The 24,017-nt window shown below is 39.2% G+C and carries 24 protein-coding genes and 1 riboswitch; of the genes, 20 read left to right on the top strand and 4 right to left on the bottom strand.

All coding sequences use genetic code 11. The features are described from left to right. The first annotated feature begins 75 nt into the window (after positions 1 to 75). A complete protein-coding gene (locus tag JJN14_RS08460) occupies positions 76 to 2,412 on the top strand; it encodes an endonuclease MutS2 (RefSeq protein WP_201058415.1) in 2,337 nt (778 codons plus the stop codon). A 50-nt stretch (positions 2,413 to 2,462) separates the two neighbouring features. Here JJN14_RS08460 and JJN14_RS08455 read toward each other — a convergent pair whose 3' ends face one another. Further along, positions 2,463 to 3,392 (bottom strand): helix-turn-helix domain-containing protein, encoded by a 930-nt coding sequence (locus tag JJN14_RS08455; RefSeq protein ID WP_201058414.1) that lies wholly within the window; start codon positions 3,390 to 3,392, stop codon positions 2,463 to 2,465. Positions 3,393 to 3,603: 211 nt separating this feature from the next. Here JJN14_RS08455 and JJN14_RS08450 point away from each other — a divergent pair, with 211 nt between their 5' ends. From JJN14_RS08450 to JJN14_RS08395, 13 genes are all read left to right on the top strand, one after another. After that, positions 3,604 to 4,131, top strand: coding sequence for a hypothetical protein (locus JJN14_RS08450; RefSeq protein WP_033686457.1), 528 nt, complete (start codon positions 3,604 to 3,606; stop codon positions 4,129 to 4,131). A gap of 9 nt (positions 4,132 to 4,140) precedes the next feature. Continuing rightward, a complete protein-coding gene (locus tag JJN14_RS08445; RefSeq protein WP_000030105.1) occupies positions 4,141 to 5,679 on the top strand; it encodes an Hsp70 family protein in 1,539 nt (512 codons plus the stop codon). 12 nt (positions 5,680 to 5,691) lie between these two features. Beyond that, entirely contained in the window at positions 5,692 to 7,059 is a 1,368-nt protein-coding gene (locus JJN14_RS08440) for a hypothetical protein (protein WP_049502063.1), read from the top strand. A gap of 7 nt (positions 7,060 to 7,066) precedes the next feature. Beyond that, entirely contained in the window at positions 7,067 to 7,525 is a 459-nt protein-coding gene (locus JJN14_RS08435) for a nucleotide exchange factor GrpE (protein ID WP_033686459.1), read from the top strand. A gap of 28 nt (positions 7,526 to 7,553) precedes the next feature. Beyond that, positions 7,554 to 8,363, top strand: coding sequence for a nuclease-related domain-containing protein (locus tag JJN14_RS08430; protein WP_236253689.1), 810 nt, complete (start codon positions 7,554 to 7,556; stop codon positions 8,361 to 8,363). Positions 8,364 to 8,634: 271 nt separating this feature from the next. Continuing rightward, the gene (locus JJN14_RS08425; RefSeq protein WP_049502091.1) at positions 8,635 to 9,414 is read left to right on the top strand and encodes a hypothetical protein; all 780 of its coding nucleotides are present in this window, start codon (positions 8,635 to 8,637) and stop codon (positions 9,412 to 9,414) included. 173 nt (positions 9,415 to 9,587) lie between these two features. Beyond that, entirely contained in the window at positions 9,588 to 9,875 is a 288-nt protein-coding gene (locus JJN14_RS10165; RefSeq protein ID WP_049487018.1) for a hypothetical protein, read from the top strand. A gap of 353 nt (positions 9,876 to 10,228) precedes the next feature. Continuing rightward, positions 10,229 to 10,357 (top strand): hypothetical protein, encoded by a 129-nt coding sequence (locus JJN14_RS10160; protein WP_236253688.1) that lies wholly within the window; start codon positions 10,229 to 10,231, stop codon positions 10,355 to 10,357. Positions 10,358 to 10,497: 140 nt separating this feature from the next. Further along, positions 10,498 to 11,553: a DUF6287 domain-containing protein gene (locus tag JJN14_RS08415; RefSeq protein ID WP_201058413.1), complete on the top strand. Its 1,056-nt coding sequence runs from the start codon at positions 10,498 to 10,500 to the stop codon at positions 11,551 to 11,553. A gap of 122 nt (positions 11,554 to 11,675) precedes the next feature. Next, positions 11,676 to 11,764, top strand: a riboswitch (glycine riboswitch). Between the two features lie 90 nt (positions 11,765 to 11,854). After that, on the top strand, positions 11,855 to 13,177 hold the full coding sequence (locus JJN14_RS08410; protein WP_201058412.1) for an alanine/glycine:cation symporter family protein: 1,323 nt from the start codon (positions 11,855 to 11,857) through the stop codon (positions 13,175 to 13,177). Between the two features lie 131 nt (positions 13,178 to 13,308). Continuing rightward, positions 13,309 to 13,857 (top strand): carboxymuconolactone decarboxylase family protein, encoded by a 549-nt coding sequence (locus tag JJN14_RS08405; protein ID WP_000206767.1) that lies wholly within the window; start codon positions 13,309 to 13,311, stop codon positions 13,855 to 13,857. Positions 13,858 to 13,871: 14 nt separating this feature from the next. Then, complete coding sequence (locus JJN14_RS08400; RefSeq protein WP_201058411.1) at positions 13,872 to 14,936, top strand: acyl-CoA dehydrogenase family protein; 1,065 nt, start codon at positions 13,872 to 13,874, stop codon at positions 14,934 to 14,936. Between the two features lie 107 nt (positions 14,937 to 15,043). Next, positions 15,044 to 15,943, top strand: a complete 900-nt coding sequence (locus tag JJN14_RS08395; RefSeq protein WP_201058410.1) for a TDT family transporter — start codon at positions 15,044 to 15,046, stop codon at positions 15,941 to 15,943. 23 nt (positions 15,944 to 15,966) lie between these two features. Here JJN14_RS08395 and serS read toward each other — a convergent pair whose 3' ends face one another. From serS to JJN14_RS08380, 3 genes are all read right to left on the bottom strand, one after another. Beyond that, positions 15,967 to 17,241, bottom strand: coding sequence for a serine--tRNA ligase (serS, locus tag JJN14_RS08390; RefSeq protein WP_201058409.1), 1,275 nt, complete (start codon positions 17,239 to 17,241; stop codon positions 15,967 to 15,969). A gap of 213 nt (positions 17,242 to 17,454) precedes the next feature. Continuing rightward, positions 17,455 to 17,826, bottom strand: coding sequence for a DUF956 family protein (locus JJN14_RS08385; protein ID WP_023946563.1), 372 nt, complete (start codon positions 17,824 to 17,826; stop codon positions 17,455 to 17,457). Positions 17,827 to 17,828: 2 nt separating this feature from the next. Next, positions 17,829 to 19,193 carry an aspartate kinase gene (locus tag JJN14_RS08380; protein WP_000869661.1) on the bottom strand — a complete coding sequence of 455 codons (1,365 nt, stop codon included), beginning with the start codon at positions 19,191 to 19,193 and terminating at the stop codon, positions 17,829 to 17,831. Positions 19,194 to 19,402: 209 nt separating this feature from the next. On the opposite strand from JJN14_RS08380, the gene JJN14_RS08375 reads away from it, so the two are divergent. The 6 genes from JJN14_RS08375 to fabD all read left to right on the top strand — a co-directional run bounded on the left by JJN14_RS08375 (position 19,403) and on the right by fabD (position 23,982). Continuing rightward, complete coding sequence (locus JJN14_RS08375) at positions 19,403 to 20,188, top strand: enoyl-CoA hydratase (RefSeq protein ID WP_153199182.1); 786 nt, start codon at positions 19,403 to 19,405, stop codon at positions 20,186 to 20,188. 93 nt (positions 20,189 to 20,281) lie between these two features. Then, positions 20,282 to 20,716, top strand: a complete 435-nt coding sequence (locus JJN14_RS08370; protein WP_000386356.1) for a MarR family winged helix-turn-helix transcriptional regulator — start codon at positions 20,282 to 20,284, stop codon at positions 20,714 to 20,716. Then, complete coding sequence (locus JJN14_RS08365) at positions 20,716 to 21,690, top strand: beta-ketoacyl-ACP synthase III (RefSeq protein ID WP_201058408.1); 975 nt, start codon at positions 20,716 to 20,718, stop codon at positions 21,688 to 21,690. The genes JJN14_RS08370 and JJN14_RS08365 overlap by 1 nt, the downstream gene beginning before the upstream one ends. 59 nt (positions 21,691 to 21,749) lie before the next feature. After that, entirely contained in the window at positions 21,750 to 21,974 is a 225-nt protein-coding gene (locus JJN14_RS08360; RefSeq protein WP_000257838.1) for an acyl carrier protein, read from the top strand. Positions 21,975 to 22,091: 117 nt separating this feature from the next. Next, on the top strand, positions 22,092 to 23,066 hold the full coding sequence (gene fabK / locus JJN14_RS08355) for an enoyl-[acyl-carrier-protein] reductase FabK (RefSeq protein ID WP_084927828.1): 975 nt from the start codon (positions 22,092 to 22,094) through the stop codon (positions 23,064 to 23,066). Beyond that, positions 23,059 to 23,982, top strand: a complete 924-nt coding sequence (gene fabD, locus JJN14_RS08350; protein ID WP_201058407.1) for an ACP S-malonyltransferase — start codon at positions 23,059 to 23,061, stop codon at positions 23,980 to 23,982. The genes fabK and fabD overlap by 8 nt, the downstream gene beginning before the upstream one ends. Positions 23,983 to 24,017 lie beyond the last annotated feature (35 nt).

Here is a 24,017-nt window from a genome sequence, read left to right as displayed (position 1 = left end):
TTTACAGATTTGACTCGAATCTATCAGAATGTAAAAAGCTACCACACCTAGATATTCAAAGATAAGGAAATAAAGATGAATAAGAAAATATTAGAAACATTAGAGTTCAATAAGGTCAAGGCTTTGTTTGAACCTCATTTGTTGACCGAGCAGGGCTTGGAGCAATTGAGACAGCTTGCTCCGACTGCCAAAGCAGATAAAATCAAACAGGCTTTTGCTGAGATGAAGGAAATGCAGGCTCTCTTTGTCGAGCAACCGCATTTTACCATTCTCGCAACTAAGGAAATCGCAGGAGTCTGCAAGCGGTTGGAGATGGGAGCGGACCTCAATATCGAGGAGTTCCTACTCTTGAAGCGCGTACTTCTTGCTAGCCGAGAACTGCAAAGTTTTTATTCTAATCTGGAAAATGTCAGCTTGGAAGAATTAGCCCTATGGTTTGAGAAATTTCACGATTTTCCGCAATTACAAGGAAATCTACAAGCCTTTAATGATGCAGGTTTCATTGAAAATTTTGCCAGTGAAGAATTGGCACGAATCCGTCGAAAAATTCATGATAGCGAGAGTCAGGTACGTGATGTCTTGCAAGATTTGCTCAAACAAAAAGCGCAGATGTTGACGGAAGGGATTGTTGCAAGCAGAAATGGCCGTCAGGTTTTACCAGTCAAAAACACCTACCGCAACAAGATTGCAGGTGTTGTTCATGACATTTCTGCCAGCGGAAACACCGTCTATATCGAACCCCGTGAGGTGGTCAAACTGAGCGAAGAAATCGCTAGTCTGCGAGCAGATGAGCGTTATGAAATGCTTCGCATTCTCCAAGAAATTTCTGAGCGTGTCCGCCCACATGCTGCTGAGATTGCCAATGATGCTTGGATTATCGGTCATCTAGACTTGATTCGTGCCAAGGTCCGCTTTATCCAAGAGAGGCAAGCAGTTGTTCCTCAGCTGTCAGAAAATCAGGAGATTCAACTGCTCCATGTCTGCCATCCTTTGGTCAAAAATGCGGTTGCGAATGATGTCCATTTTGGTCAAGATTTAACAGCCATTGTCATCACAGGTCCAAATACAGGTGGGAAGACCATCATGCTCAAAACTCTGGGCTTGACGCAGGTTATGGCTCAGTCTGGTTTGCCGATTTTAGCAGAAAAGGGAAGTCGTGTGGGTATTTTTGAAGAAATCTTTGCCGATATTGGCGATGAGCAGTCTATTGAGCAGAGTTTGTCTACCTTCTCTAGCCACATGACCAATATCGTGGATATTCTTGGCAAGGTCAACCAACATTCCCTCTTACTCTTAGACGAGTTGGGTGCTGGTACAGACCCTCAAGAAGGAGCTGCTCTTGCCATGGCTATTCTGGAGGACCTTCGCCTGCGTCAAGTCAAGACCATGGCGACCACCCACTATCCCGAACTCAAGGCCTATGGTATTGAGACAGCCTTTGTGCAAAATGCCAGCATGGAGTTTGATACTGCCACTCTTCGCCCGACCTATCGCTTTATGCAGGGCGTGCCTGGTCGAAGCAATGCCTTTGAAATTGCCAAACGTCTAGGCCTATCTGAAGTCATCGTAGGGGATGCCAGCCAGCAGGTCGATCAGGACAATGATGTCAACCGGATTATTGAGCAACTGGAAGAGCAGACGCTTGAAAGTCGTAAACGCTTGGATAATATCCGTGAGGTGGAGCAAGAGAATCTCAAGATGAATCGTGCTCTCAAAAAACTTTACAACGAGCTCAATCGTGAAAAGGAAACAGAGCTTAACAAGGCGCGTGAACAGGCAGCTGAGATTGTGGACATGGCCCTAAGTGAAAGTGATCAGATTCTCAAAAATCTCCATAGCAAATCCCAACTCAAGCCCCATGAAATCATTGAAGCCAAAGCCAAGCTGAAAAAATTAGCTCCTGAAAAAGTGGACTTGTCTAAAAACAAGGTCCTTCAAAAGGCCAAGAAAAAACGAGCTCCAAAGGTGGGAGATGATATCGTGGTTCTCAGTTATGGACAGCGTGGTACCTTGACCAGCCAACTTAAGGATGGCCGTTGGGAAGCCCAAGTCGGTTTAATCAAGATGACCTTGGAAGAAAAAGAATTTGATCTTGTTCAAGCCCAGCAAGAAAAGCAAGTCAAGAAGAAACAAGTCAATGTTGTGAAACGAACTTCTGGTCGTGGCCCACAAGCAAGACTGGACCTTCGAGGCAAACGTTATGAAGAGGCCATGAATGAGCTAGATGCCTTTATCGACCAAGCTCTGCTCAACAATATGGCCCAAGTCGATATCATCCATGGTATCGGTACAGGTGTCATCCGTGAAGGAGTCACCAAATACCTACAAAGAAACAAACATGTCAAGAGTTTCGGCTATGCCCCGCAAAATGCTGGGGGCAGTGGTGCAACTATTGTCACTTTTAAAGGATAAGAAAAGCCTGAGGAATATAGATGATTCCTCAAGCTTTTTTGATTTCTAGATTAGATATCTAAAGGCTGGCCAGTGTGATTGAGTTGTGTGACAGTAACAAAGAAATCCTCTCTCATTCGAGTCAGAAGTTGATTTGGATAGATTTTTTCAAAGTTATCAAGACTGGCAAAGATATGCTTAGCAAGTTCTAGACCTCTGACATCGTCTTTTCTGAGAAAATTATTAGCACGTTCCATAGAAATGCTAATCATCTCTGTCATCTTGGTACTCAGTAGAGGGAAAGTATTAATCACTTCCAGAGTCTTCACTGCTAAATTCTCAGCCTTATCATAGTAGCCATTGACAGAGTAATGCTTGATAGCAGTTCTTAAGCAGGCAATATAGTAGTCAGCAGTACGGATTGAATGGTATTCAGTTTGTTTTTTTAGAGTATCTAATAGGTGGTAGAGTCTGTAATCTAAAAATTCGATTGAAAAGTGAGGCAGGATAGATGAAAAGATATTAACCTCAATTTTATTCCAGTCGTCCAATTCACTCAGATAGTTCTTGATATATTCTAGTTCTTGATAATCTTTTGGAGTCAGAAAAGAATCGCCAATGATGTTTGCGATAGCAAATTTATTGACTACACGGTTGGCAATCACATAGTGTTCAGCAATCCCAGGATTTTCCATGGGTTGATTAATCAAACTAATGATTTTTTTAAATTCACGCTTGTAGGCCAAATCAGCAACCTGAGCCTGTAATTTATGAAATTCCGTTGGAAACATCTGTGTTTTGAGACTATCAAAGGTCTCTTTATCAATTCCAATATTAGAAAGAATCTCTTCAAATTTTTGAATGGTTATTCGAGATTTCCCTTGCTCAAACTGACGTAAAAAATGAGGAGTCACTGTAGTCCCAGCAGCTTCCTTTTGTGTAAATCCTCTCTCCTCACGAATAGCCTTATAGACTAATCCATACACACTTTCATCTTGCATCCTAAATCTCCTCAAGTCCTTTTTTCCATTCTATCATAATTCTACCAATTTTTAAGGTTTTTTTAGAAAAAGGTAATTATAGTTACGCTTTTTCGGGGGGGGGGGGGGGTAATTGTTCAATAAAGGTAAATATAAATACGCTTTTTGTAAATAAGGTAAATAGCATGCTATACTGTAACCGTAAACAATAAAATATAAAAGGAGATTGTTGATGATTAAATACAAAGAATTGGAAAGTTATATAGATGAATGGAGATATTATTCCGATGAGAATAATCCTAGATTAGATTTAGAATATTGTAAGACGAAAATTGTTGAAAAAGCAAAAGAGTTTGATCTTCCTTGTAAAATTGATGAAGAACAAATAAAACTCGGTGGTTTGTTTAATAAAGAGATTGAAGAATGTCTAGTTATTTCACACCCAAATCACCAGAAAGACTATGTAAAGTTTTGTTTTCGTTTAAAAAACCAAGGATCAGTACAGCTTCTGACTATAGATACTTTAGGTGAGAGTAAACAATTAAAAAAATACTACATATCAGAAGATAATAAAAGATTCAGGGAAGCAATTAGAGAATCGGATTTGTCATTGGGTCAGAAATTAGGAGCTCAACTTAGTAATTTAACAGTTAGCAGTCTTAGAACTTTGGGGAAAAATCAGAGCAAGATTGATGCAGAATTAAAATACTGTGAGTTTTTAACAGAAATACTAACACAGTTTAAATCAAATAATGATTAGGAGTGAAATATGAGTAAAGCAATTGGAATTGATTTAGGAACGACTTATTCAGCAGTATCTGTATTATCAGAGACTGGACAACCACAAATTTTATTGAATCAAGATGGTGAAAATTTAACTCCATCTGTTGTATTCTTTCAGGATTTTGATGGGAAAGATGAACCACTTGTTGGTATTCAAGCTAAAAATTTGGCAGCAAGTCGTCCTGAAGCAGTTGTACAGTATGTCAAAAGGCAAATGGGAAATCCAAATTGGAAGTTTGATTCTCCTAGTGATACTGTTTATACAGCAGAAGAAATTTCAGCAATCATTTTAAAAAGATTAAAAGAAGGAGCAGAAAATGCCCTTGGTGACAAAGTAGAGGATGTTGTAATAACTGTTCCAGCTTATTTTGATGATGCTCGTAGAACAGCAACAAAACATGCTGGAGAAATTGCTGGACTCAATGTTTTACGAGTTTTAAATGAACCGACAGCCGCTGCACTTGCATATGGTATATCAGCAGAAAAAAATGAGACAGTATTGGTATACGATTTAGGTGGTGGAACTTTTGACGTTACATTAATGAAAATAAAAGATGGCGAGTTTGATGTTATTGCCACCGATGGAGATCGTAATCTAGGAGGGTTTGATTTTGATAACGCCTTATCAATGATTATTGCTGAAAAGATGGAAGAACAGGGAGCAGAGGATATTTATACGGATGAACATTTTACTGCCTTACTTCGTGAAAAATCAGAGAATACAAAGAGAGGACTAACAACTGTAGAAAAAACAAATGTCTTTCTCGACTATAAAGGAAAAAGTTATAAAATTCCTATAACACGTGTAGAATTTGAAGAAGCAACAAAAAGTCTAATGAATCGTACAGAGGAGCTGTTAGATGATGTTGTTGAAGAATCTGGAATGTCATGGGATGAAATTGACCAAGTACTATTAATAGGTGGTTCAACTCGAATGCCAATGGTACAAAGAAAATTGGAAGAGAAAATTGGGAAGAAGATTGTATATTCTATTAATCCAGATGAAGCTGTAGCACAAGGAGCAGCTATTCAGGCAGCATTGGAAATCGCTAATAAATCAGAAAGTGCAGATGTTAGTGAAACAGTTCGTGGATTAGCAGAAAAGTTAGTTGTTTCGGATGTTACTTCTCAAGCCTTGGGAACTCTGGCTCTTTCGAATGGTGTGAAAAGAAATACAATTATTATTCCTAAAAATTCCAAGGTACCAAACAAGTACTCTGAGTATTTTTCAACAGTTGTTGATAATCAACAAAATGTGTTAGTAGAGGTTACTCAAGGGGATGACGAGGATCCGCAATTTGTTACGGTTATAGGAGAGAGTACCATTAAATTACCAGGTGACTGGCCAGCAGGAACGGTTTTGAAGGTAACTTATCATTATGATGTCGATCAAACAGTTTTTGTAGAGGTACATGATTCGGATAATCACTTATTAGGGACTTTTGAAGTAGAGAGACAAGCAAATCTCGATAAAAGTGCTGTAGAAGTAGCTAGTCGTAAAATAAAAGATTTAACTATTGATTAGGGGAGGAACACAATGTCGGTCATAAACTATTATGAAGAGTTAGGGATTTCAGAAACAAGTTCATTAGATGATGTCAAGAAAAGTATCAAGTCAAATAGAAGACGCTATCGCCAGTTGACAGGTTCTCCAAATATTGATCAAAGATCAATGGCTGAGAGAAAGATGGAAGTCATTGCACAGGCAGAAAAAGTATTTGAAAGTGAAGAAACCAGACAAAAATATGATAGGGAATTAGAAAATTCTAAACAAAGTTCTGAAGGAGTCCCTGATTCGACTCCAACTAATCATTCAAATTCAAGCTATCTTGATTCAGCTAGACAGGCCTTCTATTCAGGAAAGAAATCATTAGCTTATTCCTACATTGAAGAAGCCTTAAAAATAAATCGAAATGATGCAGATGTTTGGTATTTCAAGGCTATGATTAGCCTTGAAGATAGAAAGTTATCAGATGCAGAATTAGCTATTAGTGAAGCTAATAGATTGAGACCTAAAAACGCAGATATCTTATCTTTGTTAGGTGATGTTTATTGTGAAAAGAATCAGCAAAAGTTTGCAATTCAGTATTATCAGGAAGCTTTTGAACTATCTAATAATTCCTTTTATCTTTTGAAAAAGGGGAGATCACTATTTTTATTTGATCAGTATAAACAGGCAGTAAAAGATGTTCGATATCTGTACGATCATTATTTAGAAGAAAATAAAAATAATGAAGAATATATTTATTACCTTTTATCATGCTCTTATAGAGAAATTGGAGATAATGAGGAAGCCTATAATTTTGCAAGAAAATTAGTAGATGTTTCAGATTCACTAGAGCATAAACTACATTATGCAGGTATTCTATTTTTGAAATCTGAAGATGAGTGTGAGAATTATTTAGATACCTTAAACGAACGCTATGGTAACAATAAAGATTTCCAGCAAGTATATTTTAAGTTACTATTAGATATCACGATAGAGCGTATGAAAAAAGCACCTGATACAGACGTTGAGGCTTTCTTTAGAAAATATATTGATCGAACAAAATATGAGAATGAAGCAGTTTTAGATAATAAGGCGCGTGTTCGAATTGCAGAAGCTTACTTGGCCAAGGCACAAAGTTTAGGGATTGAAAATAAAATTATAGATAATGGTTTTTACAATGAATTTATTGAAAATAAAAATTATATCAATTATGCCACAACACGCCATTCACAAGGTATGGGATGTCTCATGTTCATCTTAGTTTTTGCAGCCAATTGGTTTTTGAGTGGTTTCTTTGATAAGTTTGTAAATAGCTTTTGGATTAGTAACGCATTAAGTTTGGCATTGTTATCAAATATTGTCTTGTATTACAATTACCCTAAAGGATGGCAAATAAATAGAAGAAAGAAAGGATAAAGTTTTTATGAGTGAAGAAGTATTGCATGAAAAAGTTTCGTATATCGTAGATAAAGTTGAAGATATTGAATCTTTAATTACACGCCGTTTATTAGAAGATAAAGCAAAAAATAGTCTGATTGAAGAACTGAAGCAGTATTTAATCTATAGACAGGATTTAGATAAGGGTGAGAAATTTGCTCCATTTATGAAACAGATTCTTCAAGTTATTGATCGTATTGAATCATCTGAAGAAAAATCAGATTTGCTTACTTCAATTGCTGAAGAACTGCTGCAAATTCTTTCATTGAATGGATTACAAGTTATTGATAATAGTGGTATGATTGACCCCAGTATGCACGAGGTTGTTAATACAGTAGCAGCTACTGATGAACAAAGTGAAAATAATATTGTTGAAGTATTGCAAAAAGGATATTTGTTAAATAATAGGGTTCTTAGACCAAGTAAAGTGACTATTGCTAAATAAGGTATTTTTTTAGGAGGTGGAGAAATTGTTGCGCTTTTTTAAGCATCGCAGAAATATACTATATTTTATATTAGGATTTCTTTGGGGCAGAAGACAGAATGCTAAGGTTTCTCCAGAACCACCTACTCCTTCTACACCTAAACATAGTGAACTTCCCAGTATTTCCAAGGCAACTCATAATGGTAAAATGACAGGATTTGAGCCACAAAAGCTTAAGAATTATCAACTTTATCAGCATGAATTGATGTTTGGAGAACCTGGAAAAGGATTGAATAAATCAGGATTCGATGAATCTGCAGTTAATCTTGGTCAAGAGGGTGAAATCAATTTTGCGAAAGCATTACAAAAACAAGGACTTTTAGAAAAATTAGTTACCTTTTGGTCTGTTCATAATCTCAATTTAGAAGATGAAAGGGTAGATGCAGATATTGATTGTGTTATTGTTTCTGGATCTACGATTTGGTTAGTAGATTTAAAATTTTATGCTTCAGGAAATGTGATTTATAGAGAAGCGGATGGTTTATTGTACACTATAGACAGTGCTACAGGAGCTCAAATAGGCAGACCTAAAAAAATGTCCCCTAACATGTCTTATGCAGAAGAAAGCTTTTCCCATAAATTTGCAAATTTATTAAAATATTATCGCTTGGAAACACGTGTTGTCTTGATGCCTACCTATAAGGGTGCAGGTAGATTGGATAATGTCTTTTGGCCAGGCCATATTAAGGCTGTTAGTCTAGAAGAGATGTTAGATGAGTTATCTAGGGAAGATAAGTTTAGGGATACAATTGGTGGACAGATGATTCGGCAGACATTTAATTTGCTTTTGAAACGCTAAATCATGTAAAAACAATAAAGGATTTGATGTTATAGATTTTTTATATGAGTTATATTTCAAGAATAATATGAGCCGAATTGAATTTACTAGAACTTATACAATCAAGTAAAATATTTCTAAGGAAGTAGAAGGAAGTATTAGAAATTATTTTAATAAGTTCAGATTAATATATACCTACAAATTATTAAACAAATATAGGGGGGATTCTGCTTTAAGATTGTCATGGTTTTAAGAAATGATAAATTGGATGGATAGGAGAGCTGGAATTTATATGAGAACAAACATTTTAAAATTAAGTCAATTCTTGAATATTTTCTATTTAAAAATTGCTTTACTAATATTCTCGTGCTTGTATTTTATCGCTCCATGGTTCATTGTATTAAAGGATTTTGAAACATATAAAGTTCAATATCCAGCTGTTATTGGAATAGCTGAGTTTATCGTTTTAACATCTTTCTTAATTTTTGTATATATTTTTTTACCTATCTTCTGTGTGATTTTTCTATATAAAATAATTGTGGGCAGTATTAATGTAAGACGTTGTTTGATACAGATAAAGAATTACAAATTATATATGATTGTTTTGAATAGAATACCACTACATACATTTATAGTTTATTTTTCATCATTATTGTTATGGTTAATGTATCTTACAAAACCAGTGGATGTGAGTAATGCTTTACCTTTACCAATTATCTTACCTCTTGAAAAGATAAATCCCTTCTATATGATTCTAGGATATTGGCTCTTAAATAAGCGATGTGAATATCAGTTGCATCAGTACCTTTATCCTGTAATGAAAGGTAGTTCTCATGATGGTAGAATTTATGCACTTCCAGAGGAACTTTTTATCTGGAATAGGAATAGAAGTCAAAAAATTGGTAAGTGGAAACGAGATAGAAGGTATAATACGACCACCGATCTAGTAGAAGCTCAAATTGGTTACAGTAAGTTTCCATTTTTTTTACTGGCAACAAAATGGTCAGTAGATCCTTATGATCAGAACTGGACAATAGGAGAAAAGGCATATTTGACGAGTAGGTGGAAATGATAAAATAGAAAGTCTTTAGTCTAATAACTAGGAAAAAGATTAAGTATACTTTTTTCATAAAAATTTCATTTGCTAATCAAATAAAAGATAAACACAGATACTCTTTTCATAAATATAGTAGAGTCCACCCCTTACTGTAACCGTAAACAATAAAAATTTAAAGGAGATTGTTGATGATGAAGTCAAAAACAGTTTTAGTGACTAGTCTAGCGGCTGCAACACTTGGTCTTGTCTCTCTTGTAGACACAGCAGGAGTTCTACCTTTTTCAGCACAAACAGTGCGTGCTGAAATTACTCGTACCGAGAATCATGAGGTAAAATCTAAGATTACTCCAGGTTCAGAAAATGAAAAAATCTATGTTGATATGACTGTTCAAAGTGTACCTGGTAGCTCATATGCGTATATACGAGCAGATCTTATAAATAAAAATACTGGAAAAAAGCTAAAAAAGAAGCTTTAGGAAGAAGATTTGATGCTGCGCCTGTACCCCGTACTGTACAAGATTCTACAACTTTTTCAAGTGTACCTGATGGAGAATATTATCTAAAATTTTATAGTGAAGATGAACTAACTTCTAAAACTTTACATATTTTCAGCGGTATATCAGCGACATTCACTGTTAAGAATGAAAAATATGTCAATCCTCTAGAAACGTCCAATAAACCTGAAACACCAAAACAAGAGAAATCGACACCAACACCAATACCTAAAATTCAAACTGGTTGGTCAGGTAACTCATACTACCAAAATGGTAAAAAAGTCATTAACAATTGGGTTTTTGATGTTCATTACAATAGCTACTACTTTATCAATGTGAATGGAAATTATGTTCAAAATGCTTGGTCAGGTAATTACTATCTTAAATCAAATGGTAAGATGGCTGTGAATGAACGCACGCCAGATGGTTATCGTGTAGATGCATCAGGTAAATGGATTCGCTAGAATTATAGCTTGTGAGAGATGACCTATAACAAATAAATAGAAACGGAAAATAATTTTCGGATAGGTAACATTTTGATAAAATAAAAATACCGAAAGGAATTGGCACATGCTGATTCCTTTCTCTTAGATAAAGGAGTAATATGAAAAAGTTTTTATTAGTCACAACGCTTTTACTGACACTGGTTTTGGGAGGCTGTCAGTATCTACCATGGAACAAAAGCGCGGAAACACCATCTTATTCAACATCAGATACATCTGCGGCAAGTCCAGAGATAGATTGCAGTTACTACAATAAGGTTTTGGATGACTATGAAAAAGTAGCTAAAGGCACCTTGCCGACTGGTATGGATGTCAATCCCCTAGCTAGTCAAGTAAAGTCTTCTCAAGGTTTTTACACAGATGTGGTTTACCACAAGACAGATTTGAATAACGACGGAGTGGATGAACTCTTGCTTGCTCTTGAAATGAAGAGCGGCGAAAAGAGTTTACTTGATATTCGTACTTTGAAAGATGGAAAGGTGATCCGTCTGACCAATCAAGAAAATCGTTTAGACCAGATTGGTGAGAGAATGACAGTCGGTATCCTGCCAGACAATTCTCTGCTCTATCGTGGATCTAGTTCGGCAACGAGTCATATTTATGCTTACTACCAATTTAGTGAGGATGGACAGTCTTTGGTAAAAGTTAAGGAAGCTCAAGAGTTAGCAGATCTTGGTGTCGGTTCGCCCATTTCTCTAGAAACCCTAAGTTGGAAGTCAGTTTCAGATAAACTTCCTGGAGGAAGTAATTCAGACAAGGGGACAGCTGCAACAGCATCTTCAACTACCAAAACAGCTTCAGGGAAAATGGATATAAACGCCATCAAAAACGGAGATTTTTCTAGTATTGAGGGAAGATGGAGTACAGGAAATGGGGGACAGGATCTAGTTTTTAGTAAAAATGGCTTAATAGAACCAGCAGAATTTTATGTGGATATCAATGATGCTGTTTTTAAAGATGGATATATAATTACAAGTTATAAAGCTCCAACTATTAGGGCGCAACTCGATATGATTCCTGCTGGAGTGGTTATTCCGACAGTTACTGAGCCAAATTTTGTAGAAGATGCATCTGATACTAGTAGAGACCGAATGATTATTCACCAAGCACCTCACGCACATGGGAATGATCAATCCTTCTTCTACAAAGTCAAATAAGAATTTTCTAAAACACATTGACAAAAGCCAACATTTTTTGTAAAATAAGAATCAATTAAATACCAACACCGAATGAAGTTTAATAGAAGTGGTAAATCGTTTGATTTTTCATGACTGTAAATGGACGGAACTCTGGAGAGACCGTAAAGGCACCGAAGGGGCAAGGCAGGTAACTGCTCAAACTCTCAGGTAAAAGGACAGAGCTAGGATAGACCGCTTTTTAGCATTTATCTAAGCATTCCAGAGTACATGTATCTTGCATGTGCTCTTTCTTTTGGGGTTGAAAAGATAGGAGAAGGAAATGTTAGAATTGCTTAAATCAATCGATGCTTTTGCTTGGGGCCCACCTCTTTTGATTTTATTGGTCGGAACAGGAATTTACCTAACTGCTCGTCTAGGACTTTTGCAGGTTTTGCGTCTGCCCAAGGCTTTCCAGCTTATTTTTACTAAGGACAAGGGGCATGGCGATGTATCCAGCTTTGCGGCCTTGTGTACAGCCCTAGCAGCGACAGTTGGTACGGGAAATATTATCGGGGTGGCGACGGCTATCAAGGTCGGTGGACCAGGAGCCCTCTTTTGGATGTGGATGGCTGCTTTCTTTGGGATGGCTACCAAGTATGCGGAAGGACTCTTGGCGATTAAATACCGCACAAAGGACGACCATGGTGCAGTAGCGGGAGGTCCCATGCACTATATCCTTCTAGGGATGGGAGAAAAGTGGCGACCACTTGCTATCTTCTTTGCCCTGGCAGGTGTGCTAGTAGCTTTATTAGGAATCGGGACCTTTACCCAAGTCAACTCGATTACAGAGTCTATCCAAAATACGACGACTATTTCGCCAGCTATCACGGCTCTCGTTTTGTCTGTATTAGTAGCGATTGCCGTTTTTGGCGGACTCAAGTCCATTTCAAAGGTTTCAACTACTGTTGTTCCTTTTATGGCTATTATTTATATTTTGGGAACTCTTACAGTTATTTTCTTTAATATCGGGAAAATTCCTTCTACAATCGCTTTAATCTTGACATCGGCTTTTAGTCCGGTTGCTGCGGTGGGTGGATTTGCCGGTGCTAGTATTCGGATGGCTATTCAAAATGGTGTAGCGCGTGGTGTTTTCTCGAACGAATCTGGTTTGGGTTCTGCTCCCATTGCAGCTGCTGCGGCTAAGACAAATGAACCGGTAGAGCAAGGTTTGATTTCCATGACTGGAACCTTTATTGATACCCTCATTATCTGTACCTTGACTGGTTTAACCATCTTGGTAACTGGTGTTTGGAGTGGTGATTTGAATGGAGTTGCCTTGACTCAGTCAGCCTTCTCAACAGTCTTTTCACACTTTGGACCTGCTCTCTTGACCATCTTCCTTGTGCTCTTTGCCTTTACAACGATTCTAGGTTGGAACTATTACGGGGAACGTTGTTTCGAGTTCCTCTTTGGGGTTCGCTTTATCTGGCTCTACCGTGTGATTTTTGTACTCATGGTCTTGTTGGGAGGATTTATCGAGTTGGATATGGTTTGGATTATCGCAGATATTGTCAACGCCTTGATGGCTCTGCCAAACTTGATTGCCCTCTTGGTCTTGTCGCCAGTCGTCATTGCTGAGACTAAAAAGTATTTTGATAAATAATGAAATCACACACCGCGTGTGATTTTTTGCTTTCATAAAAAATTTCTATCAGTGCAATTTAAAATATATATTATACAGGGTATAGAATCTGTGATAGACTAGGTTTCAACAAAATGAAAAGAGGTTTTATGATGACAACATTTACAATCCATACAGTAGAATCAGCACCAGCAGAAGTGAAAGAAGTTCTTGAAACAGTAGAAAAAGATAACAATGGCTATATTCCTAACCTAATCGGTCTCTTGGCTAATGCACCGACTGCTTTAGAGGCTTACCGTACTGTCGGAGCTATCAATCGTCGCAACAGCCTGACACCCGTTGAGCGTGAAGTGGTGCAAATCACGGCAGCTGTGACCAATGGTTGTGCCTTCTGCGTCGCAGGTCACACAGCCTTTTCAATCAAACAAATCCAGATGAATGATGACCTTCTTCAAGCCCTTCGCAATCGTACTCCAATTGAAACAGATCCTAAATTGGACACCCTAGCTAAGTTTACCTTGGCGGTTATCAATACCAAGGGACGTGTGGGAGATGAAGCCTTGGCTGAGTTTTTAGAAGCTGGCTACAGCCAACAAAATGCCTTGGATGTGGTTCTTGGTGTCAGCCTAGCAAGCCTCTGTAACTATGCCAATAATCTAGCTAATACCCCAATTAACCCAGAATTGCAACCTTATGCCTAGAAGGAGGAAAGGCTATGGGATTTTTTTCAGAAGAATTTTTGAGCTGGTTAGACCAGCATGCTGATGAAATCGACAAGCAGTCTTGTCAAGCTGGAGAACGGTTGATTGAGAAAATTGCAGCAGAGGGAGCCTTTCGTGTGGGGATTCCTGCATCTCTTGGAGGTTCAGGAGGAAGTGATCAAGATGTTATTGATATCCTTGCAGAGCTCGCACAACATTCTTTAACAGCCTCTTTTATTTCATGGGGACAACGCACTTTAATTGATAATATTCTCCATACAGATAACTCCTATTTTAAGGAAACCTATCTGGAAAAACTCTTGTCTGGAGAATATGCAGGTGCTACTGCCTTGTCCAATGCTGTCAAATATCTATCTGACCTAGAGGAACTGAATGTTCGCGTTCTTGAAGAAAATGGACAATTGTATCTAAAAGGAAGACTGCCATGGGTAACTAATGCTCGAAGAAATCGATTTTTAACTATTTTTGTGGCAGGTTTTACAGATGATCCAAGTACAAGTTATGTGGTGGCTGTACCATCAGATGCAGAGAATTTTAGTCGTTCTGAAGACTTAGAATTTGTTTCTCTTCAAGGAGGAAACACGGCTGCTCTGACTTTTAATAAGGTCCTTTTGAAAGAGGAATGGATTTTATCAAAAGATGCTCACCAATTTTTGGCACAAAATCGTCCAGCTTTTTTAGGCTACCAATTTGGTCTAGCTTTTGGTTTAGCTGAACGTTCTCTATCAGAAGTAGAAAAAGACTTGGTGAAACGCAGTGTATTGACAGATGAGTGGAAGCATCAGATCGAACAGTTAGATGCTATTCGTCGAGAGCTTTATCAAGGTTTGTCTGACAGGTCTTATTTTGTTGCCAATCCGCGTGAACTATTTCAGTTAAGAATAGACATTGTGGATGTTGTTGCTCAGAGTCTTCTATTAGAGTTACAAGCAGGTGGAGGTAGAGGCTACTTTAGTAAATCAACATCTGGATTTATTCGTCGTTGGAATGAAGGAGCCTTTCTTCCAATTGTTTCTCCAAGTGCTGTTCAGTTGCGTCATATCTTAGCAACGAGTTAAAAAATAGTGGAATAAAAACGAAGCTTGAATTTTCAACTTCGTTTTTTATCCCCTCATTTAAGCGCTTTTATGCTATACTGAAACTAACATGATTATTGGAGGTTAGGATGAAAAAACTCCCCTTGGTATTTTCTGGTTGTTTGCTAGGTTTGGCAGGAGCTGGAAATCTTATTTTAGATACGTTGCCGGTTCTGTCCCATCTGTTGAGTCTAGCAGGTTTGATTTTGTGGATTTACTTTTTGCTTCTGCATCTTTTTAATTGGAAAGAAACCAAGCAAGAGTTGACCAAGCCCCCTCTTTTGTCAGGAATGGCCACCTTTCCCATGGCTGGGATGATTTTATCGACTTATGTCTTTAGAGTCTTTCCTCATTTCCCTTTGGTTGCTCAAGGGCTCTGGTGGTTTTCATTTCTCTTGGATGTAGCCCTGATTGCTGGTTTCACTATCAAATTTGCCTATCCGGGGCGGAGGGTTCATGCCACTCCAAGCTGGACGGTTCTCTATGTGGGGATAGCAGTAGCAGCCTTGACCTATCCTCTTGTAGGTATCATTGAAATTGCCTATGCGACCTTGAGTTTTGGATTTCTCTTGACCTTCTATCTCTACCCGCTTATTTATAGCGATTTAAAGAAACATCCACTCCCACAAGCCATGCTTGGACAAGAAGGGATCTACTGTGCTCCTTTTTCTCTACTCTTGGCTTCTCTAGTCCGAGTTGGAGGAGCCAGCCTACCAACTTGGGTCTTAATAGTTATGATTTTATCTTCCCAATCCTTCTTTTTCTTTGTTTTGACTCGCCTGCCTAATATTTTAAAACAAGGTTTCCAACCAGCCTTTTCAGCTCTCACCTTCCCGACCATTATCACAGCTACTTCGCTTAAGATGGCTCAGGGAATTTTGAAACTTCCATTTCTGGATTATCTGGTACTGGCTGAAACCGCTATTTGCTTAATTATTTTATCCTTTGTATTGGGCGCTTATATGAATTGGTTACGAAAAAAGGTCTAGCTAGAAATAGCTAAACCTTATTTTTATGGTTTGATAACCTCAGCTCCACCCATGTATGGACGAAGTGCTTCTGGGATGGTCACAGAACCATCTTCATTTTGGTAGTTTTCAAGAATAGCAGCCACTGTACGTCCAACTGCAAGTCCAGAACCGTTCAAAGTGTGAAGGAGTTTCACCTTGCCGTCTGCTTCATCACGGTAACGGATTTGGGCACGACGGGCTTGGAAATCTTCTGTATTTGAACAACTTGAGATTTCACGGTAAGTATTTTGCGCTGGAATCCAAACTTCTAAGTCGTAAGTCTTGGCAGCTGAGAAGCCCATATCTCCAGTAGAGAGCGCAACGACACGGTATGGAAGGTTTAGTTTTTGAAGAATGTTTTCAGCGTTGGCAGTCATTTTTTCCAATTCTTCGTAAGATTCTTCTGGTTTGGCAAATTTAACCATTTCAACTTTGTGGAATTGGTGCAAACGAATCAAGCCACGAGTATCACGGCCAGCTGAACCAGCCTCAGAACGGAATGATGGGCTCATAGCAGTGAAGTAGATTGGCAGGTCTTTACCGTCAAGGATTTCATCACGGTAGTAGTTTGTCAGAGGAACTTCAGCTGTAGGAATGAGGACGTAATTACTGTCGCTCAATTCAAAAGTATCTTCCTTGAATTTTGGATATTGACCAGTACCAAACATAGAATCGTGGTTAACCATGTAAGGTGTGATGACTTCAGTGTAGCCTTCTTTTCCATGTTCATCCAACATAAAGTTGTAAATAGCACGTTCCAAACGAGCGCCGAGACCTTTATAGAAGAGGAAGCGAGCTCCTGTTACCTTACCACCACGTTCCCAGTCAAGGATGCCAAGGTCTTCACCCAGATCCCAGTGAGCTTTAGGTTCGAAATCAAACTCGCGTGGAGTACCCCAACGGCGAACTTCCACATTGTCATCTTCGTCAACCCCAACAGGAACGCTATCAGCTGGAATATTTGGAAGAGTAGTGGTAAATTCTGTCAATTTAGCATCGATTTCTGCCAATTCAGCATCCAAGGCTTTGACTTCAGCAGATAGAGTTTGCATGGCAGCAATCTTGTCATCTGCATTTTCCTTGTTGCGCTTAGCTTGGGCAATCTCAGCTGAAACTGTGTTACGTTCAGCCTTGAGAGTTTCAACCTTGACTAAAATATCACGACGTTTAGCATCGATTTCTTTCATCTCATTCAAGACAGCAGCATCTACACCACGTGTAGCCAGTTTTTCTGCGACAGCATCAAAGTCTGTACGAATACGTTTGATATCTAACATAAGAACTCCTTTATGAAAAAAGCACACCTGACAAAGCGTTGGAGTGGCAGGGCCACGGTTCCATCCAACTTCACAGGAGTGCACTTGATTGTGTATGCAATTGTTACTAACGGTAGAATTTCACCTATCCCTCCTATCTGCTCGCAGCATCCGCAGACTTTCTGAAAGAAGAAGATAACCTACTTATCCGTTGCTATGATTATACTAAAGTTTCTACTTTTTTGCAAATAGATTTTTAAATTTTTGACTAATGGTTTGAATCAGGGTCGGAAGTTTGACGACCTTGTCATTGCCCAGTTTTTCGCGTGCAATTTTAAGAATGGTACCCGAGTCTTTTGAGGCAAAGAGGAATTTTCCTCTGTCTGTAAAGACTTCGAAGTGACGACTGATTTTGCGACCAGTAACATTGGCTCCAATCTGGTTAATATGGCTCCAAGGAATCTGGATAAATTGTTCAACATTGACATCGGGGTAAAATTCCAAAGCCTGATCTCCGACAAGGAATTTTCCAACTTTCCCAGCTATAGAGAGGTAGGAGGTGCCTGTCGTATTGAGGAGCACTGTTTTGTTAAGTGATTGAGCCATGCTTAGTCTTCCTTGCTTTCACCGAAAAAGGCATTGTATAGGGCTTTAATAGCTGCTTTCTCTTGGTCCTTATGGACAACAAACATAATAGACACTTCACTAGAACCTTGAGACATCATCTGGATGTTGATCTTATTTTCAGATAGAGCACGTGTCGCAGTAGCAGTTACTCCGATATGGCTCTTCATCTTTTCTCCAACAATCATAATGATTGAAAGGTCGTGCTCGATTTCTGCATGGTCTACTTCAGCCTTTTGAACCAACTGACGAAGGATTTCTTCTTCCTTGATAGGAGTTAGTTCGCGAGAACGGAGGATGATTGAAAGATCGTCGATACCTGTTGGCATATGTTCCCAACCGATGTTGAGGTCTTCAAGGATTTGCAGAACCTTGCGACCAAATCCAACCTCACGGTTCATGAGGTATTTCGACATGTTAATGCTGACAAAGCCTGAATCACCGGCAATTCCCACAACTGGAAATTCATCACTACTGTGTTTTAGAACGATACGAGTACCTGGATGGTCAGGATTGTTGGTATTCTTGATAACTAGAGGAATTTTTCCACGGTAGGCAGGTAGAAGGGCTTCGTCATGAAGGACTGAGAATCCTGCATAAGCCAACTCACGCATTTCACGGTAGGTCAACTCAGGGATTGAGTGTGGTTGGTGAATAATGCCTGGGTGGGCTGCAAAGATACCATCAACGTCTGTAAAGTTTTCATAGAGGTCTGCCTTAACACCTGCAGCAATGATAGAACCTGTAATGTCTGATCCTCCACGTGAGAAGGTACAGATTTGATTTTCCTTAGTAACTCCAAAGAAACCAGGAATGACAAGGACTTCATTTGCATTTGTCAATTCTTCAATCTTGTCATAACTTGATGGAATGATGCGAGCGTGACCAGGCTCACTTGTGACCACAATACCAGCTTCTCTAGGGTGCACATAGCGTGCATCAATCCCATTTTGATTAAAGTAGGCAGCAATCAATTTAGCATTGTTATTTTCACCGGCTGCTAGGAAAGTATCGTAGAGAAATTCATTTTCATCAATAGGAAGAGTGGCTAAGGCACGAATGCTTTTAGAAATTTTTTCTAAAACAGCTGGTTTTAGCCCTAGTTCACTAACCATAGCAGCATAGCGGTCGATAATCCAGTTTTGGCTCTTGCTAATATCGTTACCAGCAACATAGTCGCGGTAGTATTTAATCAAGGCATCCGTAACCTTAGTATCTTCAGCATTGCGTTTACCAGGCGCAGAAACGACTACAAAACGACGCTCTGAATCGCTTTTGACGATGTTTAAAACTTTTTCTAATTGACTAGCAGAGGCAAGAGAGCTACCTCCAAATTTAACAACTTTCATAAGAACTCCTAAAGTAAGTATTTTATACGATTATAGCAGAAAGAAAGCCTTTTTTCAATGAAGAAAATAAGATGCTTTCTAGGACAAAGCGAGCCTTTCTAATCGGCTGAGACACTTTCAGTTGATTTTTTCTTGCTTTCTGATTTTAAAAAAGATATACTTTTGAAATAAAATAATTTAAACTGCTTATAAAATAAAAAGGAGTCCAGATGGAACACATTATTTATCAGCTTGAAGAGGATTTGGCAATCCTTACCTTGAATCGTCCTGAGGTAGCGAATGGTTTTCATATCCCTATGTGTGAGGAGATTTTAGAAGCTCTGATTTTGGCAGAAGAGGATCCGGCTGTGCATTTTGTCTTAATCAACGCGAATGGCAAAGTCTTCTCTGTTGGGGGAGATTTGGTTGAGATGAAGCGAGCAGTCGATGAGGATGATATTCCATCATTGACGAAAATCGCAGAATTGGTCAATACTATTTCTTATAAAATCAAGCAAATTGCTAAACCTGTCTTGATGGAGGTTGATGGGGCTGTTGCAGGTGCCGCAGCGAATATGGCTGTTGCTGCAGATTTCTGTCTGGCAACGGATAAGGCTAAATTTATCCAAGCTTTTGTTGGAGTTGGCTTGGCTCCGGATGCAGGAGGAATTCATCTCTTGAGTCGAAGTATTGGTGTGACGCGTGCTGCTCAATTGGCTATGACAGGTGAGGCTTTGAACGCAGAAAAAGCTCTAGAATGGGGACTAGTTTACCGCGTCTGTGAAGCTGATAAACTTGAAAAGACGAGAGAACAGATTCTTAAAAAATTAAGACGTGGCTCAAACAATTCTTATGCTGCCATCAAGAAGTTGGTGTGGGAGAGCCAATTTAAAGATTGGCAAGATTATGCTACTTTAGAACTGAATCTTCAAGAATCTCTAGCCAAAACAGAGGATTTCAAAGAAGGAGTTCGGGCTCATTCGGAAAGAAGAAGACCTAAATTTACAGGAAAATAAAAAAATACTTGCACCATTCTTTGAACTTTGATATAATTCTTTTGTCAAATGTTTTGATTCTAAAAGTTTTTTTGAAAAGGAGGGAAGGAAAGATTGGACTACCAACGAATTAATGAATATTTAACGTCTATATTTAACAATGTCCTCGTTATTGAGGAAGTTAGCTTGAGGGGTAGTCGTTTCAAGGATATCTCCATCAAAGAAATGCATACGATTGATGTGATTGGAAAAGTTCCAGATGTGACACCAAGTCAAGTGTCAAAAGAGTTGATGGTGACTCTTGGGACAGTTACGACTAGTTTGAATAATCTCGAACGCAAGGGTTACATTGAACGCATTCGTTCAGAACATGATCGACGTGTAGTGCATCTGCATTTGACAAAGAAAGGTCGCTTGGTTCATAGACTACATAAACGCTTCCACAAGGCTATGGTTGAAAAAATCATTGATGGTATGAGTAAGCAAGAGATGGAGGTTATGAGCAAAGGTTTGACCAATCTTTATCAATTTTTGGAGGATTTGAGATAATGGCTTTTGCAAAAATAAGCCAGGTTGCTCATTATGTGCCAGAGCAAGTGGTTACAAATCATGATTTGGCTCAGATTATGGATACCAATGATGAGTGGATTTCAAGTCGGACGGGAATACGACAAAGGCATATTTCAAGAACAGAATCTACTAGTGATTTGGCTACAGAAGTTGCCAAGAAACTGATGGCAAAAGCTGGAATCACAGGAGAGGAGTTGGATTTTATCATCCTAGCTACCATTACTCCAGATTCGATGATGCCCTCTACAGCTGCTCGTGTTCAAGCTAATATTGGTGCTAATAAGGCCTTTGCTTTTGACCTAACAGCGGCTTGCAGTGGATTTGTATTTGCTCTTTCAACTGCTGAAAAGTTTATCGCTTCTGGTCGCTTTCAAAAAGGCTTGGTGATTGGTAGTGAGACCCTCTCTAAAGCAGTCGATTGGTCAGACCGATCAACAGCTGTTTTGTTTGGAGATGGTGCTGGTGGAGTCTTGCTAGAAGCTAGCGAGAAAGAGCATTTTTTGGCTGAGAGTCTCAATAGTGATGGGAGTCGTAGCGAGTGTCTAACTTATGGACATTCAGGCTTGCATTCTCCGTTTTCAGATCAAGAAAATGCAGATTCATTTTTGAAGATGGATGGGCGCGCGGTCTTTGATTTTGCTATTCGGGACGTAGCCAAGTCTATCAAGCAGACTATTGATGAATCTCCTATAGAGGCGACAAACTTGGATTATCTGCTACTTCATCAGGCTAATGACCGTATTTTGGATAAAATGGCTAGAAAAATCGGTGTTAACCGAGATAAACTTCCAGCCAATATGATGGAATATGGCAATACCAGTGCAGCCAGTATCCCGATTTTACTTTCAGAGTGTGTAGAACAAGGCCTCATCCGTTTAGATGGTAGCCAGACTGTTCTACTATCAGGCTTCGGTGGAGGCTTGACCTGGGGCACGCTCATTCTTACAATTTAGGTAATCATGTGGTGAACACATTGTTATAAAAAAACTATTTATTTTAAAGGAGTCCTATCATGGCAGTATTTGAAAAAGTACAAGAAATTATCGTTGAAGAACTTGGAAAAGACGCATCAGAAGTAACACTTGAATCAACTTTTGATGATTTGGACGCAGATTCATTGGACTTGTTCCAAGTAATTTCAGAAATCGAAGATGCTTTTGATATCCAAATCGAAGCAGAAGATGACTTGAAAACAGTTGGTGACTTGGTTGCCTACGTTGAAGAGCAAACAAAATAAGCAGAATATAAGATAGAAGGAGTAGGGAAACCCGCTCCCTCTTGTTTAGGCAATAGTTTGATTGTCAAATTATGACGGTATCGAACTATTACGTAAGCAAGAAACGATGGAGGCACTATGAAAACGCGTATTACAGAATTATTGAACATTGATTATCCTATTTTCCAAGGAGGGATGGCCTGGGTTGCTGATGGTGATTTGGCAGGGGCTGTTTCCAAGGCTGGAGGACTAGGGATTATCGGTGGGGGGAATGCCCCTAAAGAAGTTGTCAAGGCAAATATTGATAAAATCAAATCATTGACGGATAAACCCTTTGGTGTCAACATCATGCTCTTGTCTCCCTTTGTGGAAGATATTGTAGACCTCGTTATCGAGGAAGGTGTTAAGGTAGTTACAACAGGAGCAGGAAATCCAAGTAAATACATGGAACGTTTCCATGCTGCTGGTATTACAGTTATTCCTGTTGTTCCTAGTGTTGCCCTAGCTAAGCGCATGGAAAAAATCGGTGCAGATGCCGTTATTGCAGAAGGAATGGAAGCTGGGGGGCATATCGGTAAATTAACAACCATGACCTTGGTGCGCCAGGTTGCTGCTGCTGTATCTATTCCTGTTATTGCTGCAGGAGGGATTGCAGATGGTGAAGGTGCTGCAGCTGGCTTTATGCTAGGTGCAGAAGCTGTTCAGGTTGGAACTCGCTTTGTCGTTGCAAAAGAGTCTAATGCCCATCCAAATTATAAGGCGAAAATTTTAAAAGCTAGAGATATCGATACTACGATTTCAGCTCAACACTTTGGACATGCTGTTCGTGCGATTAAAAACCAATTGACTCGTGATTTTGAAAAAGCTGAGAAAGATGCCTTTAAACAAGAAAATCCAGATTTGGAAATTTTTGAACAAATGGGAGCAGGTGCACTAGCCAAAGCGGTTGTTCACGGAGATGTGGATGGTGGATCTGTTATGGCAGGTCAAATTGCTGGGCTTGTTTCCAAAGAAGAAACCGTTGAAGAAATCCTAAAAGATTTGTATTACGGAGCAGCTAAGAAAATTCAAGAAGAAGCCTCTCGTTGGGCAGGAGTTGTAAGAAATGACTAAAACGGCCTTTTTATTTGCTGGCCAAGGTGCCCAGTATCTAGGTATGGGACGGGATCTCTATGATCACTACCCTATTGTCAAAGAAACGATTGATCAAGCGAGTCAGGTACTCGGTTATGATTTGCGTTATCTCATTGATAGGGAAGAAGAAAAACTCAATCAGACCCGCTATACGCAACCAGCTATTTTAGCGACTTCAGTTGCTATCTATCGTTTATTGAAAGAAAAGGGCTATCAGCCTGATATGGTTGCTGGTTTGTCACTTGGAGAATACTCTGCCTTGGTAGCCAGCGGTGCCTTGGATTTTGAAGATGCGGTTGCCTTGGTAGCTAAGCGTGGAGCCTATATGGAAGAAGCGGCCCCTGCTGGTTCTGGCAAGATGGTAGCAGTTCTCAATACGCCAGTAGAGGTTATTGAAGAAGTCTGTCGAAAAGCTTCTGAACTTGGAGTGGTTACTCCAGCCAACTATAATACACCTGCACAAATTGTGATTGGTGGAGAAGTGGCTGCAGTTGACCGAGCTGTCGAACTCTTGCAAGAAGCAGGTGCCAAACGCTTGATTCCACTCAAGGTGTCAGGTCCCTTTCATACCGCTCTCCTTGAGCCTGCTAGCCAGAAACTAGCTGAAACTCTTGCTCAAGTAAGTTTTGCAGATTTTACTTGTCCCCTAGTTGGTAATACAGAAGCTGCTGTCATGCAAAAAGAAGATATAGTTCAACTCTTGACGCGTCAGGTCAAGGAACCAGTTCGTTTCTATGAAAGTATTGCAGTTATGCAAGAAGCAGGAGTAACCAACTTTATCGAGATTGGCCCAGGGAAAGTCTTGTCAGGCTTTGTCAAAAAAATTGATAAAACAGCTAAACTAGCCAATGTTGAAGATCAGGCGAGTTTGGAAGCCTTGCTAGAAAACGAGTAATCCCTTCTCCCACAAATACAAGAGGAAACAGGAGA

This window comes from Streptococcus mitis (assembly GCF_016658865.1).
GTDB classification, from domain to species: Bacteria; Bacillota; Bacilli; order Lactobacillales; family Streptococcaceae; genus Streptococcus; species Streptococcus mitis_BT.
This window is presented reverse-complemented; position numbering and strand designations above follow the sequence as displayed.

Coding starts and splice junctions, on each gene's coding strand:
- JJN14_RS08460 (WP_201058415.1), top strand. CDS start 76: ATGAATAAGAAAATATTAGAAACATTAGAGTTCAATAAGGTCAAGGCT.
- JJN14_RS08455 (WP_201058414.1), bottom strand. CDS start 3,392: ATGCAAGATGAAAGTGTGTATGGATTAGTCTATAAGGCTATTCGTGAG.
- JJN14_RS08450 (WP_033686457.1), top strand. CDS start 3,604: ATGATTAAATACAAAGAATTGGAAAGTTATATAGATGAATGGAGATAT.
- JJN14_RS08445 (WP_000030105.1), top strand. CDS start 4,141: ATGAGTAAAGCAATTGGAATTGATTTAGGAACGACTTATTCAGCAGTA.
- JJN14_RS08440 (WP_049502063.1), top strand. CDS start 5,692: ATGTCGGTCATAAACTATTATGAAGAGTTAGGGATTTCAGAAACAAGT.
- JJN14_RS08435 (WP_033686459.1), top strand. CDS start 7,067: ATGAGTGAAGAAGTATTGCATGAAAAAGTTTCGTATATCGTAGATAAA.
- JJN14_RS08425 (WP_049502091.1), top strand. CDS start 8,635: ATGAGAACAAACATTTTAAAATTAAGTCAATTCTTGAATATTTTCTAT.
- JJN14_RS10165 (WP_049487018.1), top strand. CDS start 9,588: ATGATGAAGTCAAAAACAGTTTTAGTGACTAGTCTAGCGGCTGCAACA.
- JJN14_RS08415 (WP_201058413.1), top strand. CDS start 10,498: ATGAAAAAGTTTTTATTAGTCACAACGCTTTTACTGACACTGGTTTTG.
- JJN14_RS08410 (WP_201058412.1), top strand. CDS start 11,855: ATGTTAGAATTGCTTAAATCAATCGATGCTTTTGCTTGGGGCCCACCT.
- JJN14_RS08405 (WP_000206767.1), top strand. CDS start 13,309: ATGACAACATTTACAATCCATACAGTAGAATCAGCACCAGCAGAAGTG.
- JJN14_RS08400 (WP_201058411.1), top strand. CDS start 13,872: ATGGGATTTTTTTCAGAAGAATTTTTGAGCTGGTTAGACCAGCATGCT.
- JJN14_RS08395 (WP_201058410.1), top strand. CDS start 15,044: ATGAAAAAACTCCCCTTGGTATTTTCTGGTTGTTTGCTAGGTTTGGCA.
- serS (WP_201058409.1), bottom strand. CDS start 17,241: ATGTTAGATATCAAACGTATTCGTACAGACTTTGATGCTGTCGCAGAA.
- JJN14_RS08385 (WP_023946563.1), bottom strand. CDS start 17,826: ATGGCTCAATCACTTAACAAAACAGTGCTCCTCAATACGACAGGCACC.
- JJN14_RS08380 (WP_000869661.1), bottom strand. CDS start 19,193: ATGAAAGTTGTTAAATTTGGAGGTAGCTCTCTTGCCTCTGCTAGTCAA.
- JJN14_RS08375 (WP_153199182.1), top strand. CDS start 19,403: ATGGAACACATTATTTATCAGCTTGAAGAGGATTTGGCAATCCTTACC.
- JJN14_RS08365 (WP_201058408.1), top strand. CDS start 20,716: ATGGCTTTTGCAAAAATAAGCCAGGTTGCTCATTATGTGCCAGAGCAA.
- JJN14_RS08360 (WP_000257838.1), top strand. CDS start 21,750: ATGGCAGTATTTGAAAAAGTACAAGAAATTATCGTTGAAGAACTTGGA.
- fabK (WP_084927828.1), top strand. CDS start 22,092: ATGAAAACGCGTATTACAGAATTATTGAACATTGATTATCCTATTTTC.
- fabD (WP_201058407.1), top strand. CDS start 23,059: ATGACTAAAACGGCCTTTTTATTTGCTGGCCAAGGTGCCCAGTATCTA.